The sequence below is a fragment of the Nitrincola tibetensis genome, assembly GCF_003284585.1.
Taxonomy (GTDB): Bacteria; Pseudomonadota; Gammaproteobacteria; order Pseudomonadales; family Balneatricaceae; genus Nitrincola; species Nitrincola tibetensis.
Window position 1 is genome coordinate 239,475 of the sequence record NZ_QKRX01000003.1, and the last position, 14,171, is coordinate 253,645.

Here is a 14,171-nt window from a genome sequence, read left to right on the forward strand (position 1 = left end):
AAAAATACTTGTCTCTAGTCATGCTGAGGAATAAACCGATGACAAAAAATATGAAACCTTCTTTAACGGCAGTTTTGCTTGGCTCGGCGATTGCCTTGGCGTCAGGTTCTGCCACTGCACATACTCTCTACAGTGAAAATGGCACAGAATTAAACTTAGATATCGAGGCTGTTTTTGGTGTGTTCTCTAGCAAAAAAAACTACCAGCCAAATAGCAAAGGAGGTGGCTCAGATTGGCAGGAAGGGTATATCAAATACGGTTTTTCGGGACAGCACGCCTATAGTGGAAGCAATGCCTCCGTATATGGTGGCTTGAATCTAGTCAGTACCGCTACTTGGGGGGATGGTGATGCAGCAGGCTTTACTTCCGGTAATGAGTCTAAGACCGATCTGGAAGATGCTTACCTAGGATGGCGTTCTGGAGATCTGTTCCCCGCACTCGGTCAAGATGGGCTCGACATTTCCTTCGGGCGTCAGAATTTTTCCATCGGCGATGGTTTTCTTATTAATGGAGATGCGCTGAATTTTGGCGACGGACTTGATCCGGAACTGGATCGTGGCGGTGCGTATTGGTTGGCAGGTCGTAAGGCGTTTGATCGGACTGCCATTGTTCGTATTGGTGGCGAAGAGGGGATTCGGGCTGACCTATTTTGGCTGGAGTCCGATAACCTTGCTCAGTCCAAGATGGAGCTTGCCGGTATCAATACTGAATACGTGATTCCTGAAGGTACCTTTGGTGTCAGCTATATCAAAGGGCTTGATGCCTTTGGTGCGAGTGCGCGAGATGGTCAGGAAACCATTAGTTTGCGTTATCAGGGCAATGCAGGTGTTGAGAATCTCTTCCTATCAGGCGAGTTTGTGACCCAAGATCAAGGAGATAGCTCTGCAAGCGCCGATGCGTGGTATGCCGAAGCAGGCTGGACCTTTGCTGATCTGCCTTGGTCACCGAGCGTAAACTACCGTTATTCCTCTTTTGACACAGGTTTTGACCCTCTGTTCTTCGGATTTAATCGTGGGTATGGAACCTGGTTCCAAGGTGAGGTTGCAGCCAACTATGCCGGTCCATTCAATTCAGGTGCCGATGTGCATCACATAGGCGTTAAAGCCTCGCCGACTGAAATGTTAAGCGTGGGTGCCCTATATTTTGACTTTAAGGATAGGGCGGGTAGCGGTGCCAATGATGCTCAGGAGATCAACCTATATGCAGAATGGGTCATAACTCCCAATCTGATTGTGAGCCCGTTGATAGGTGTCTACTCCCCTGACAACAGTAATACGAGTCAGATAGGTGGCAAAAAGAACAACGTGTATGGCCAATTTGTTGTCGTTGTTCCGTTCTGATATCACTCTCACATCAACTGGTGGCAAGGGGCGGTAGTCTCTTGTCTTAATCCATAGGATATACGTATGATAAATATAAAAACGATGCTAATCGATGGTATGCCCGTCGTCGGTGCTGGCGAGCCCTTCTCCGTTATCAATCCAGCGACCGAAGACATTATTTGCCAGTGCAATATGGCCAGTACCGAACAGCTTGACCAAGCCGTTGCGGCGGCAAAAAGGGCTTACCCAGCTTGGAGTCAGACATCGGATGCTGAGCGTAAACGTCTCCTGCACGAGATCGCGGATCGTCTGGAGCAAAATGCCGATGAACTGGCGAGAATTATCGTGCAGGAACAGGGTAAGCCTCTGTCACTTGCTCAGGTAGAAGTCGGAGCTGCAGCGGGTTGGACACGCTATAATGCGGAGCTGGAAATCCCAGAGCAGGTTTTCGAGAATAGTGATACCCGATATATTACCGCTCACCGAAAGCCGCTTGGGATTGTTGCCTCGATCACACCCTGGAACTGGCCCCTAATGATTGCTATCTGGCACATTATGCCAGCACTGCGCACCGGCAATACGGTTATTTCCAAACCCTCTGGCTTGACGCCCTTGAATACACTGCGCCTTGTGGAAATTATCAACGAAGTGCTGCCCAAGGGGGTTGTAAACGTTGTAATGGGTGAGGCCGACATTGGCAATGCCATCAGCAGCCACATCGACATCAATAAAGTGATCTTTACAGGGTCTACCCCAACGGGCCAGCGTATCTTGTCTAACTCCGCCAATACGCTCAAGCGTTTGACACTTGAACTCGGTGGTAATGATGCTGCAATTGTCCTTCCAGATACTGATATCAATCAAGTTGCAGAGAGCATTTTTAACACCGCATTTCTGAACATGGGACAAACCTGTGCGGCCATTAAGCGACTTTATGTCCACGAAAGTCAGTATGAAGAGATGTGTAAGGTATTGGCTAACCTTGCCTCCAACCAAGTCGTCGGAGACGGACTCAATCCTGCAACAACCTTTGGCCCTGTACAAAATGCCAGACAGTATCAGCTGGTTTCAGAGTTAGTTGAAGACGCTCGTCGCAATGGAGGGCACATTGTTTGTGGTGGTGAAGCCAGCTCAGAGCCGGGATATTTTTATCCGCCAACCATCGTGTCCAATGTTTCGAACGGAGTACGCCTAGTTGATGAAGAGCAGTTTGGCCCAGTGTTACCCCTTATCTCCTATTCGCAGATAGAAGACGCCGTGCGCATGGCGAATAGCTGTGATTTTGGTTTAGGAGGGTCGGTATGGGGTTCAGATCTTGAGTTGGCTGAGACGGTTGCGTGTCAGTTGGAGTGCGGCACCGTGTGGATAAACAAACATGCAGAAGTACTACCCCATATCCCTTTTGGCGGCTGTAAACTGTCTGGCGTGGGTGTTGAGTTTGGTGTAGAAGGGCTTCTTGAGTACACCCAGCTTCAGGTCATCAATCGACATAAGTAATTGTTTATTTCCCCCTGGTCACTGCTTAACGGATAGGTGACTTTTGGCTCCCGTAAGGGAGCCTTTTTAGCGTGAAATCTTATCAGGAGACAGAGCTTAAGGGTGTCTGCACGTTAGTGCTTCTGTTCTATAGGGGGCGAGTTTTAATACATGCAGCGTGAGTTAACGCTGTTGTTGACGAAATTGCTGACTTGTCAAACTCGTATGGCGTTTAAAGAAACGCGCGAAATACGCAGGATCGCTGAATCCTAATTGATAGCCGATATCACTGCAGGAAAGGTCACTAAATGTAAGTAATCGCTTGGCTTCTTGAATTAAATGATCGTGAATAATTTTCTTCGGGGAGCGATTGGCTATCCGGCGACAAATGAGATGTAGACGACTCTCTGAAAGACCCAGTGTGCGGGTATACTCGGTGAGTTGCCAGTGTTCACGATAATGATCTTGTATTAAGTTTGAAAACATCCGAAAGCTCTGTAGGTCATCAATATTAACGTTGACCGAGGTGCTTTGAGCGCGTGCCTGAGTGAGCCTGCTGACCGTAATCAGTAGCAGGATGACCAGCGTTTGCAAAGCCAAATCGCGAGAAGGATAACTTTGCTGCCATTCATCTCGAATATTCTCTAGGGTTTCTACCAGAGTGTGCCAATGGTTTTTCTCTTGCTCATTTAAATCGTTTAAAGAAATACAGATTTCATGCTCGTATTCATGTTTTACGCCCGATTTAAGCAATTGCCAGAGTAAGGATTGATGCAAGGTGAGTACATGTCCACAGGCGTCTTCACGCGTTAAAAATGAATGGGGAACCGAGGGTGGGGTCAATACTAATGCAGGACCTTGTGCTTGGTATATTTTATCATCGATGTGGAAACAGAGATCGCCACGGTCAATATAATGCAGTTGTAGATATTGAGCATGACGATGAACGGGCATATCTCGACCGAAAAAAACGGCCAAGTTTTCCAAGGCGTCATAATGTATAGGGTCGTCTATATAACGACGGTCATAATCCTGTCCTAGAATTATATTGGGTATCCATTCACGGTGCTCTGATGTACTCATGAATCTATTGTAGCATCAAAGTCGCAATCCAGTCGGTACACTAAGGTGCCAACTGGATTGCAGCTAGAGACGATGATTAATGTTTGCCCAGAGTAGGGACACGGTGAGTGCCGTGGGCAATGCAGACATTTTTTGTCTCCATATAAAAATCAAAGCTCCAGTCGCCGCCATCACGGCCAATACCGGACATTTTCACGCCGCCAAAGGGCGAAGGAAGATTACGATTGTTTTCTGAGTTTACCCACAACATTCCAGCTTCAACCTGTTTGGCCATGCGCATCGCACGCCCCGTGTTTTCAGTCCAAATATAGCCGGATAAGCCATATTGGGTGTCATTGGCAATCTGAACGGCTTCTTCTTCCGTGTCGAAGCTGATGGCCGTCAGCACAGGCCCGAAGATTTCTTCTTGGGCGATGCGCATTTGATTATTAGCTCCCGTGAAGAGCGTTGGCTCTAGGTAGTTTCCGGCTGGATTAATATTGCCTTTTGCTTCGCTGATGCGACGACCACCAACAGCAGTGGTAGCGCCATCTTGTTTAGCGATGTCGAAATAGCTCAGTACTTTGTTGTAATGTTCGGTGGCAACCAGTGGCCCGACTTCAGTTTCCGGGTCGAGTGAGTGGCCGACACGAAGATTACGCACGCGTTGCTCAAGTGCAGCAATAAAGCGATCGCGAATACCGCTCTGGATCAGTAGGCGGCTAGAAGAGGTGCAGCGCTGACCATTTAAGCTGTAAATCATGAACACAACGGCATCCAGTGCGCGTTCAAAATCGGCATCATCGAAGACGATGACTGGGTTTTTTCCACCGAGTTCAAAGTGCATGCGCTTTAGCGTATCAGCACCTTGGCGCATGATATGGGAGCCTGTTGCCGTTTCGCCGACTAAGGCTACGGCTTTGATAGCCGGGTGTTCAGTCATGCGTTTACCAACGCCTTCACCAAAGCCATTCACCATATTCCACACGCCTTTTGGCAGCACTTCATCGGCGATTTCGGCAAGAATATAGGCACTTAACGGAGTTAATTCCGCAGGCTTGTGAACCACTGTACAACCTGCAGCAAGTGCGGGGGCAATTTTCCAAGTCGATAGCATGAAAGGCGTGTTCCAAGGGGTGATAATCCCTACAGGCCCTATTGCTTTTCGAATTGTATAGTTGGTGTGTTCTTCTTGGTGCAGTGCTAGGCCGTTCTGTGCTTCAGGTGCTTTGTCAGCAAAGAAACGGAAGTTGGCAGCACCACGAAGCGCGGCCTGTTTCATAAAGCGAATGGCTTGTCCGCAGTCCATCGACTCTACTAATGCGATTTCATCAGCACGCTCGACCAATCGATCCGCGAACTTATTAAGCAAGCGTTTCCGTTCAGATCCAGGTGTGTTAGACCAGCTCTCAAATGCGGCTTCAGCGGCTTCACAAGCTGCATTCATGTCCTCGACAGATCCAGCCATCACTTTGCCAAGCGAGCTATTGTCGGTAGGCGTGTGGTTATCGTATTCCTTACCACCCTTGCCAAGGGTGAATTCGCCGTTAATATAATGGCCTGTGGTATTTTGTTTGAAGCGTTCGAGATAGTGTTCAGCACGCTCTAAATTGGTTTTCAGTGTATCACTCATGGATATTCTCCCGAACTTAGTATTTGTCGCCGTAATAGGTTTGCTCAGAGACAATGCGAGTCTCTAGGGAGCAGATGTTTTCAACACTGCATACGACAATGTCGCCAGGTTGCATATCCACGACACCATGAGGTGTGCCTGTGGCAATCATGTCGCCTGGGTTGAGTGTCATGATTTTGCTGAGATACTCGACCAAAAATGGCACGTCAAAAATCATATCTTTGGTGGAGCCATCCTGAGTGATTTTGCCGTTAACAGCGGTTGTCAGGCGAAGGTTCATCACGTCAGGCACATCGGCAGTATCGATGATCCAAGGCCCCATAGGTAATAGTGAGTCTCTGCTTTTTACCCGTAAGTTAGGACGGTAGTAATTCTCAAGGTAGTCGCGGATAGCAAAGTCATTACACACGGTATAGCCCGCGATATAGTCTAGCGCGTCTTCACGCTTGATATTTTTGCCACGTTTGCCGATCACAGCGACTAACTCGCACTCATAGTGCTGGAACTCTATGCTATCTGGGCGATAGCTAATCTGCTTATGGCCTGTCAGCGTGTTGGCATGCTTGATGAAGACCAATGGCTCTTTGGGCGGCTCGAACGCGAGCTCGGTGGCATGATCGGCATAGTTCAGACCTAAAGCAAAAATAGTGCCTGGCTCTTTAACCGGTGGTAGCCATGTGATTTGGTCGGAATCCAGCGTGACATTGAGCAATTCACCTGAAGTGGTTGTGATTCGATCTGCTGAGTCGATATCGACATCCAGTTCGCGACCATCAAAAATGATACGGGCGTGTCTCATGGTTAGGCACCTCCTAATGTATTGGTTAGGGTGCCAACACCCTCAATGCTTGCTTCTACTGTGTCACCTTTACCGACCGGAACGCGATCACCCGCAAAGCCGACAGCAATCACTTCACCTGGTTGTAGAGTCATAATGTGAGAGATGATGCTGATTAATTCAGCGACGCTACGCTCCATGTCGGCAAGTGCAAATAGGCTCTTACGCTCGCCATTCACCTTAATGACCACTTGCAGGTCGTCGAGGTTTTCTAACGTGCTTCTGGAAATAATATTAGGTCCTACGGGTGCGGAGCCATCTAAACATTTCCCTTTAATATCTGGACGATAGTAGTTTTTCTCAGGTAGCGAGTAGTCTGCCACCAGAGTATACCCACCGACAAAGTCCAGGGCGTTTTCAACGGATACACGGCAGGTTTCCTGACCGATTACGATGCCTAGGCTGGCACCAACGACCATGCTGGCGACATCCTGACCGTCAAAGTCTTTGGCCCATTCGATTTCTGCACCATCAACATTCCAAGTGTTGCGTGGCTTGTAATAGAGAACCGGTTGGGTAGGCGGTTTTTTATAGGGGTCTTTTTTAAATGTATCCTGTAAAGCCGTCAGTTGGTGTTTGTCGTTAAGCGCGACACAGACCAGCTTACTCTTCACTAGTGTGTTTGCAATCATGGTTAACCTTCTCGTATTGAGGGTGACAATCAATAGCCAGCCTGAGGTTTTTCATCTTTAATCGGTGTTTGTTGCTTAAAGCGTTGTGCCAGTTTTCGGGTTTCATTGGCCAGAATCATGGTATCGACACCGACACCGACAAAATTGGCGCCTTGTTTGATATAGTCTTGTGCTAATGAAGGGTCGAGACAGAGCAGACCTGCGTACTTGCCAGCGTCCCGGATCTTATTCAGCCCTTGGTTAATGACTGTGACGACAGCTGGGTTGCCGGCGTCTCCGACATAGCCCATAGAGGCTGATAGGTCAGAGGGGCCTATGAAAACAGCATCGACACCTTCAACTGCTAAAATGGCGTCAAGATTGTCCATCGCTGTGACGGTTTCAACCTGCACGATTAAACAGATTTCACGGTTAGCGTTTTGTAGATATCCAGGTATCTGGTTCCAGCGTGCCGCTCTGGCTAGAGAGGTACCCAGTCCTCGTATCCCTTCAGGTGGGTAACGAACAGCGCGTACCAGTTGCTCGGCTTGTTCGGCGCTATCCACCATTGGCACTAATAGTGTTTGCACACCAATATCAAGAAGCTGTTTTATGAGTGCGGTATTACCCTCTACACAGCGCACGATCGGTGCTACATCGTAGGGAGCCAGCGCCTGAAGGTGAGACATGATCGTGCGTAGATCAAAAGGGGCATGCTCACCATCAATGAGCAACCAGTCGAAACCAGCGACAGCGGCTATCTCCGCCGCACTGTTGTCAGGCAAACCCAACCACAAGCCATACTGTGGTTGGCCTGAGTCCAAACCTTGTTTAAAGCGGTTTTTAGGCAGTTCCATGATCGACTCCTGCTGTATTTCAGCGACGTGTTTTTAGTCGAAGTTCAGTGAGACGCTGCCCAGTGAGCCAAAGTCAGCATGAACAGTGTCGCCAGCTTTAACGGGCACAGGGCGAGTAAAGGATCCAGATAAAATAATTTGGCCGGGCTCTAAACCTATGCCATGCGGTGCGAAGCGTTTGCAAACCCAGGTGATCCCTTTAAGAGGATTACCTAATACGCCACCAGCTAGGCCTGTTTCTTCAATCTGTCCGTTGAGATAGAGCATGCAGCCCGCCCAGCGAAGATCCACGTCCATCGGGCGAATGGGGCGTCCGCCTAAAATAATTCCAGCGTTCGCCGCATTGTCTGAAATGGTGTCATATACTTTGCGTGTATAGCCAGTTAGGGGGTCTGTTCTAAGGCAACGCGCGGCGATGAGCTCTAGAGAAGGAATGACGTAGTCAGTGGCCTCCAATACATCAAAAATAGAGACGTTTTCGCCAAATAATGGCTTTTTCAAAATGAACGCTAATTCAACCTCGATACGGGGATCGAGGAAATCTGCAGCCCTTATGGTCGCCCCGTCTTCAAACAGCATGTCATCCAATAGCACGCCATAATCGGGTTCGTCTATATTTGATGCCATCTGCATGGCTCTTGAGGTCAGGCCAATTTTATAGCCGATCACCTTACGGCCTTGTTCAATCTTATGGTCTACCCATTTTTTTTGAATAGCATATGCATCAGCCATATCCATGTCTGGATATTCAAGTGTTAAAGCCGGTATTTGTTTACGTTCGACTTCTGCCTGATGAAGGCGGTTGGCCGCTATTTCTATTTGCGCAGTCGTTAACATGCCTAGAGCACCTTATGTGAGTGGAAGGCGATAATTTTTTTTCAAATAATGAATAATCGCTATTTGAAAGATTTGATAGCCTAATATGTGATTTCATTTTACTTAACATATTAAGTAAGTCAACTGTGTAGTGTGGAATTATGTTCAGATATGTGACATATAGTCTTATATGATTAAGGAGAGCAGGCCGTGGACTTGTTCAAAAAGCGCCGAAGAAAATACGTTAAGACGTGCTTAGGGAGTTAGAGCTTGGGTGTGGTCGACTTTAGTATGAAGTGTCGTGACGCTATTTTGATTGTCTGTCAGCTTAATGAAACCCGCTATTACAGATTTCAGAGCGATTGTCTGTTTTTGAGTAGGGTGATGTGTAAGAGCTTAAAGCCCTGCACCATACGTCGATTGACTTTCAACCACTTGAATCAACCTATCCAAAAGCGGCGAGCGAAAGCGTTCGGATGGATACACGAGGCTGGAAATAAATGAGTAGGGTGTATCGACCACGGGTTGTTCGAGCAACTGCCCCGTCGAGAGATCCGCTTCGACAACGCAGCGCGGAAGAAGTCCTATGCCCATGTCAGCAAAAAGACAACGACGTATGACCTCAACATTGGCAAAGGATTGTCGAGGTTTGAGTTGCAATCCCTGACTGCGAAAATGCGCTTCGGCACGGACGCGGTAGGTACATCCGGGTTCCGTCGTGATCACAGGGAGTTCAGTTAATTGAGCTAACGTGAGCGCTGAGTTCTGTAAACGTTGAGGATGACAGACAAAAATAACCTCCTCTGTATGCAAGGGATGCTGCGCTAAATCACCGCTGGATGTTAAAGACTCAGTCACCAAAATGGCGGCATCGAGTTCGCCCTGCTCAAATGCACGGCGGTAGTCAAAAGGCTCATGCGTCAGTAAGAGCTCTATACCTGGAGCATCTTGTTGAAGCGCTTCAATTAATGCAGGTAACCGATAAATGCACATAGAGCTGGGTGCAAATACACGTAATTGGCCTTGCGCTTCGTTCCCGAGATGCTGCGCACGGTAACGAATTTCGTCGGCCTGATGAACAAAGCTACGAAAAGCTTCTTCGAGTTGGTGTGTTGCAGCCGTAGGCACTAAGCCACGGCCATAGGATGCAAAGAGTTGTAAACCTAACTCATTCGAAAGCTCTTTTAGCTGAGCTGAGACACTAGACGGCGCCAAGTGCAGTGCTTTAGCCGCCGCTTGGACACTCCCTAAATCGAGTACTTTTAAGACACTGCGGATTTGTCTAGGTGTCATTGTTCGTAAATTCCATTCAATGTGTTTTAAATTATTCGCTTTTATTGTCCAGTATAGCGGATTAGTCTAAAAACTCATTCATTAAATACGTGATCAAGGAGTGTCATATGCACCTCTATATAGCCTATAAAAATTATTCATCTTGGTCCTTGAGACCTTGGCTGGCGATGAAAGTGGCGGGTATTCCATTTGAAGAAACACTTCTTCCTTTTGCACATGGTGACAGCTTAAAACAGTTCAGTGCACAGCACGTGTTACCCGCGCAGGTGCCTGTACTCATCACTGACGACTTGGTTATTTGGGACAGTTTGGCAATTTTGGAATACTTGGCTGAGGGCTATCCAGAGTGTCAATTATGGCCAGAGTCGCGCGCGTTACGTGCTTTGGCACGCTCTGCTGCAGCCGAAATGCACAGTGGTTTTAGTGCATTGCGCAGTCAGTTTCCGATGAATTGCCGTACTGAAAAAGCGGTGGAGCCGAGTGTGGCGGTTGCTCAAGACTTGCAACGATTGGCGCAAATTTGGGCACGCTTTGAGCAAGCCGATAAACCAGCAGGCCCGTTTTTAGCGGGAAGCTTTAGTAACGTTGATGCCATGTTTGCCCCCGTGATGTGGCGGGTGCGAAATTATGGATTGAAGGTATCATCTGCGTTTGATCGTTGGGCACAGGCGATGTATGACCTTCCTGCAATGCAGGAGTGGTTGATAGCCGCTCGTGCTGAAACTTGGCAAATGCCTGCCTATGAGCGTTAAGCGATACGAGCGCAGGTCTGCTTCATGATTGAGGTGACCTGCGTTGAGGAGATTACATACAGTTCGATAGAGTAAAATACTAATGTAAACCCTAAAACTAAATCTCACTCTCCACATAGGGTGGAAGAGAGGCTGTGTCGGGCACTTTAGTTGGCTTGCCATCGTCATCCAAGGCAACAAACTTGAAGACGGCTTCTGTGACTTTTTCGCGCTTACCGATACGACCACGCCTTACCCAGCACTCGACATGAATATCCAGCGAGCTACGGCCAACGCGTGAGACTTCGGTGTAAACGCCGAGAATGTCGCCGACTTTTACAGGCCGGATAAAGCTCATTCCATCAAGTGCAACCGTGACCACTCTGCATTGAGCGCGCTGACCTGCACAAATACCGGCCGCTAAGTCCATCTGAGACAGGACCCAGCCACCAAAGATGTCACCTGACGGGTTGGTGTCGGCTGGCATTGCCAGCGTTCGAATGGTTAAGCGACCTCTAACAGGGTGTTCTTGATTGTGATGATCCAATGTAACCTCCAGAGGCATTTTAATCGTTAAAATCTGTTATCGAATCATACGATAAAAACAGATTGTTTTATCTAAAGATGGATCCCTGATTTAACAGAGGGATTAGGCTTACTGCAACAGCACCTCGACCCATTTACGTGTATCCACACTCATCGAACTCAAGGGCGTGACTAATCCTTGTTGTAAGGCCGTGTGTGCCAAAGAGTCTGGTCGTTGATTCTGCAAACGTGCCAGTACGCCCATCAGGATCTTTTGGGCATTTTCGCTGTTTTTCATTAAGTTTTTAATTGCATAGTCCGCGGTAACCGCTTGCTCTCTTGGATGCCAAGCATCATAGTCAGTGACCATGCCTAAGCTAACATAGGCCATTTGAGCTTCACGGGCGAGGCGTGCTTCCGGCATATTGGTCATGCCGATGATGTTTGCACCGAGGCCTCGGAACCAATGGGACTCAGCACGAGTCGAAAACTGTGGGCCTTCAATGCACAAATAGGTGCCACCGACGTGCAGTCTGAGCCCTTGTTGATCTAAGCAACTCTCTGCTGCTGCGCCGAGTAACTGGGTCAGCTCTGCACAAATCGGATCCGCTAAAGAAACATGAGCGACGGTACCTTGTCCAAAAAAGGTATTGATGCGTTGGCGCGTCATATCGATGTACTGATCAGGAATTACCATGTCTAAGGGGGCAATATCCTCGCTCAATGAGCCGACAGCCGAAAAGCTGAGGAGGTGTTTAACACCGAGTTGTTTAAATGCATAGATATTTGCCCGATAAGGGACTTCAGAGGGGAGTAAATGATGCGTTTGGCCATGCCGAGCCAAGAACACAACAGGTACACCCGCTAATTTCCCAGAAACTAAGCGATCGGATGGTTGGCCAAATGGCGTAACGAGATCGTGTTCTTGGCGTTCTGACAGGCCTTCAATTTGGTATAAGCCACTGCCGCCAATAATACCGATAGGAGTGTTTTGCATAGGTATGCTTCCAAAGATAGCCAAGAAAAGAGATACCCATCATGATCAATTTTAAGAAAATGTCAAAAAACTATTTTTTGTAATAAAAAATCAGTTGAGGCGACTAAGATACAAAGTCAATGACCGCTCTAGGAGTTTTTAATGAATGCGATGCTACCTCGCTTAATTGCAACGGATTTCCCACCTCTTCAACGGACAGAGTTACAGGTGTTGCAGGCAAATATTACCTTAACCTGCAATCAATCCTGCTTTCATTGCCATGTTGCTTCTAGCCCGAAGCGGAAAGAAGCAATGAGTCATGAAACACTAGAGCTGTTATTAGTGATGCTTGATCAGCACCCATCCATCCAGACGTTGGATGTAACGGGAGGGGCCCCTGAACTGCATCCCGAGTTTCGTTGGCTCGTAAAAGAGGCACGCCAGCGTGGGGTGGAAGTGATTGATCGCTGTAATTTAACGATTCTGAGTGAACCGGGGCAAGAGACAACAGCGGCCTTCTTAGCCGAGCAGGGTGTTACGGTGGTGGCATCCTTACCCTGTTATTCGGCGGACAACGTGAATGCTCAGCGTGGCGACGGTGTTTTTGATGCCAGTATAGCAGGCTTGCAGGCATTGAATGCGCTCGGATACGGTCAGCCGGATTCAGGACTGGTGTTGGATTTAGTATATAACCCATTGGGGCCTTCGCTGCCTCCGCCTCAACAATCGCTAGAGGCCGCCTACAAACGTGAGTTGAAAACGCATTTTGGCATCAGTTTCAATCGGCTGTTCACCCTTGCGAATATGCCAATTCAACGCTTTGGCAGTACCTTGGTTAGCAAAGGTCAGTTTGATGAGTATATGCATCTTCTGAAGTCCAATTTTAATGTGGCAACGATGTCGAGTTTGATGTGTCTGAACACCTTGTCTGTCGATTATTTGGGGCAGGTGCACGATTGTGATTTCAATCAGCAGCTTAAATTGCCTTTGGGCGATGCTCGCACCCCCGTTCATTTGCGTGATCTTCTGGATGTGAATTTAGCAGATCGTCCGATTCGTGTGGCTGATCACTGTTATGGATGCACGGCGGGGCAGGGGAGCAGTTGCGGCGGGGCGCTCGCCTAAGCCTATATTGACAGGGGGGAAACGGATGGGCGATGAAGCTGTTTGGCGTTTAAGCATTTTTTTAGGTGTGCTCGTGCTGGTTGCAGGCTGGGAGTGGGCGCGTCCCAAGAGAGCATGGCGTGAGTCGAGAGGTCTACGTTGGGGAATCAATTTGGGGTTGATTGGCCTAAATGTGTTGATTCAGCGTTTGACTTTAGGCGCGGCGGCTGTCGTGATGGCGGTTCATGTGCAGAACGAAGGTTGGGGATTACTGAACCTAGTTGAGCTGCCCTATTGGTTTAAATTTGTGTTAGGACTGCTGTTGTTGGATTTGGCAATTTACTTGCAGCATGTCTTGTCCCATGCGTTGCCTGCTTTTTGGCGGTTGCATCAAGTCCATCATGCGGATTTAGATCTGGATGTCACCACCGGACTTCGTTTCCATCCTTTAGAAATACTGATCTCTTTAGTATACAAAGTGGCGATTATCTCCGCCCTAGGCATAGATCCTTTGACGGTATTGGTGTTTGAAGCCTTACTTAACGCAGCATCTATGTTCAGCCATGCTAACCTTCGTATGTCAGCCAAGGTCGATCAGATTGTGCGTTGGTTCGTTATTACACCGGATATGCATCGTGTTCATCACTCTATACATCGTGATGAAACAGACAGTAACTTTGGCTTTTTTCTATCCTGTTGGGATCGTCTGTTCGGAACCTACACAGCGCAGCCGCGTGATGGACATGAAAACATGGTTCTAGGTCTCGAATATTATCAGCAACAGAGAGAGTTGAGTTTGAAGAGTTTACTTCTTTTGCCCTTTAGGGCCTTGCCGCTACCGCCTACTGATGCATTGAAATCAAAGGCTTCAGAAACATGCCAAGGTAAAGCGACAGAGTGAAGCGACGTGTAAGAAATCCATTCGTT

14 protein-coding genes are annotated in these 14,171 nt (G+C 48.1%); 5 read left to right on the top strand and 9 right to left on the bottom strand.

Annotated features, from left to right (window positions below; all coding sequences use genetic code 11):
- Positions 1–38 precede the first annotated feature (38 nt).
- On the top strand, positions 39–1,340 hold the full coding sequence (locus tag DN062_RS05425; RefSeq protein ID WP_112158299.1) for an alginate export family protein: 1,302 nt from the start codon (positions 39–41) through the stop codon (positions 1,338–1,340).
- A gap of 66 nt (positions 1,341–1,406) precedes the next feature.
- On the top strand, positions 1,407–2,819 hold the full coding sequence (locus tag DN062_RS05430) for an aldehyde dehydrogenase family protein (RefSeq protein WP_239995717.1): 1,413 nt from the start codon (positions 1,407–1,409) through the stop codon (positions 2,817–2,819).
- Between the two features lie 162 nt (positions 2,820–2,981).
- On the opposite strand, the gene hpaA is transcribed toward DN062_RS05430, so the two are convergent.
- From hpaA to DN062_RS05465, 7 genes are all read right to left on the bottom strand, one after another.
- On the bottom strand, positions 2,982–3,881 hold the full coding sequence (gene hpaA / locus DN062_RS05435) for a 4-hydroxyphenylacetate catabolism regulatory protein HpaA (RefSeq protein WP_112158300.1): 900 nt from the start codon (positions 3,879–3,881) through the stop codon (positions 2,982–2,984).
- Positions 3,882–3,957: 76 nt separating this feature from the next.
- Positions 3,958–5,493 (bottom strand): 5-carboxymethyl-2-hydroxymuconate semialdehyde dehydrogenase, encoded by a 1,536-nt coding sequence (gene hpaE / locus DN062_RS05440; RefSeq protein ID WP_112158302.1) that lies wholly within the window; start codon positions 5,491–5,493, stop codon positions 3,958–3,960.
- A 16-nt stretch (positions 5,494–5,509) separates the two neighbouring features.
- Positions 5,510–6,292 (bottom strand): fumarylacetoacetate hydrolase family protein, encoded by a 783-nt coding sequence (locus tag DN062_RS05445; protein WP_112158304.1) that lies wholly within the window; start codon positions 6,290–6,292, stop codon positions 5,510–5,512.
- 2 nt (positions 6,293–6,294) lie between these two features.
- The gene (locus DN062_RS05450; RefSeq protein ID WP_112158306.1) at positions 6,295–6,963 is read right to left on the bottom strand and encodes a fumarylacetoacetate hydrolase family protein; all 669 of its coding nucleotides are present in this window, start codon (positions 6,961–6,963) and stop codon (positions 6,295–6,297) included.
- Between the two features lie 29 nt (positions 6,964–6,992).
- Positions 6,993–7,799: a 4-hydroxy-2-oxoheptanedioate aldolase gene (gene hpaI, locus DN062_RS05455; RefSeq protein ID WP_112158308.1), complete on the bottom strand. Its 807-nt coding sequence runs from the start codon at positions 7,797–7,799 to the stop codon at positions 6,993–6,995.
- Positions 7,800–7,832: 33 nt separating this feature from the next.
- A complete protein-coding gene (gene hpaH, locus DN062_RS05460; protein ID WP_112158310.1) occupies positions 7,833–8,636 on the bottom strand; it encodes a 2-oxo-hept-4-ene-1,7-dioate hydratase in 804 nt (267 codons plus the stop codon).
- 375 nt (positions 8,637–9,011) lie between these two features.
- Positions 9,012–9,908 carry a LysR family transcriptional regulator gene (locus DN062_RS05465; RefSeq protein ID WP_112158312.1) on the bottom strand — a complete coding sequence of 299 codons (897 nt, stop codon included), beginning with the start codon at positions 9,906–9,908 and terminating at the stop codon, positions 9,012–9,014.
- A gap of 107 nt (positions 9,909–10,015) precedes the next feature.
- Here DN062_RS05465 and DN062_RS05470 point away from each other — a divergent pair, with 107 nt between their 5' ends.
- Positions 10,016–10,660, top strand: coding sequence for a glutathione S-transferase family protein (locus DN062_RS05470; protein WP_112158314.1), 645 nt, complete (start codon positions 10,016–10,018; stop codon positions 10,658–10,660).
- 97 nt (positions 10,661–10,757) lie between these two features.
- Here DN062_RS05470 and DN062_RS05475 read toward each other — a convergent pair whose 3' ends face one another.
- Positions 10,758–11,126, bottom strand: a complete 369-nt coding sequence (locus DN062_RS05475; protein WP_237748511.1) for an acyl-CoA thioesterase — start codon at positions 11,124–11,126, stop codon at positions 10,758–10,760.
- A 168-nt stretch (positions 11,127–11,294) separates the two neighbouring features.
- On the bottom strand, positions 11,295–12,161 hold the full coding sequence (gene mtnP / locus DN062_RS05480) for an S-methyl-5'-thioadenosine phosphorylase (RefSeq protein WP_112158316.1): 867 nt from the start codon (positions 12,159–12,161) through the stop codon (positions 11,295–11,297).
- A 141-nt stretch (positions 12,162–12,302) separates the two neighbouring features.
- Between mtnP and arsS the strand changes: the two genes are divergently transcribed.
- Positions 12,303–13,265 carry an arsenosugar biosynthesis radical SAM (seleno)protein ArsS gene (gene arsS / locus DN062_RS05485; protein WP_112158318.1) on the top strand — a complete coding sequence of 321 codons (963 nt, stop codon included), beginning with the start codon at positions 12,303–12,305 and terminating at the stop codon, positions 13,263–13,265.
- 25 nt (positions 13,266–13,290) lie between these two features.
- Positions 13,291–14,145, top strand: a complete 855-nt coding sequence (locus tag DN062_RS05490) for a sterol desaturase family protein (protein WP_112158320.1) — start codon at positions 13,291–13,293, stop codon at positions 14,143–14,145.
- Positions 14,146–14,171 lie beyond the last annotated feature (26 nt).

Excerpts from the sequence above, each read along its gene's own strand:
- DN062_RS05465 (WP_112158312.1), bottom strand. The coding sequence starts at position 9,908 with ATGACACCTAGACAAATCCGCAGTGTCTTAAAAGTACTCGATTTAGGG.
- DN062_RS05425 (WP_112158299.1), top strand. The coding sequence starts at position 39 with ATGACAAAAAATATGAAACCTTCTTTAACGGCAGTTTTGCTTGGCTCG.
- hpaA (WP_112158300.1), bottom strand. The coding sequence starts at position 3,881 with ATGAGTACATCAGAGCACCGTGAATGGATACCCAATATAATTCTAGGA.
- arsS (WP_112158318.1), top strand. The coding sequence starts at position 12,303 with ATGAATGCGATGCTACCTCGCTTAATTGCAACGGATTTCCCACCTCTT.
- DN062_RS05490 (WP_112158320.1), top strand. The coding sequence starts at position 13,291 with ATGGGCGATGAAGCTGTTTGGCGTTTAAGCATTTTTTTAGGTGTGCTC.
- hpaH (WP_112158310.1), bottom strand. The coding sequence starts at position 8,636 with ATGTTAACGACTGCGCAAATAGAAATAGCGGCCAACCGCCTTCATCAG.
- hpaE (WP_112158302.1), bottom strand. The coding sequence starts at position 5,493 with ATGAGTGATACACTGAAAACCAATTTAGAGCGTGCTGAACACTATCTC.
- hpaI (WP_112158308.1), bottom strand. The coding sequence starts at position 7,799 with ATGGAACTGCCTAAAAACCGCTTTAAACAAGGTTTGGACTCAGGCCAA.
- DN062_RS05445 (WP_112158304.1), bottom strand. The coding sequence starts at position 6,292 with ATGAGACACGCCCGTATCATTTTTGATGGTCGCGAACTGGATGTCGAT.
- DN062_RS05470 (WP_112158314.1), top strand. The coding sequence starts at position 10,016 with ATGCACCTCTATATAGCCTATAAAAATTATTCATCTTGGTCCTTGAGA.
- DN062_RS05475 (WP_237748511.1), bottom strand. The coding sequence starts at position 11,126 with ATGCCAGCCGACACCAACCCGTCAGGTGACATCTTTGGTGGCTGGGTC.
- DN062_RS05450 (WP_112158306.1), bottom strand. The coding sequence starts at position 6,963 with ATGATTGCAAACACACTAGTGAAGAGTAAGCTGGTCTGTGTCGCGCTT.
- mtnP (WP_112158316.1), bottom strand. The coding sequence starts at position 12,161 with ATGCAAAACACTCCTATCGGTATTATTGGCGGCAGTGGCTTATACCAA.
- DN062_RS05430 (WP_239995717.1), top strand. The coding sequence starts at position 1,407 with ATGATAAATATAAAAACGATGCTAATCGATGGTATGCCCGTCGTCGGT.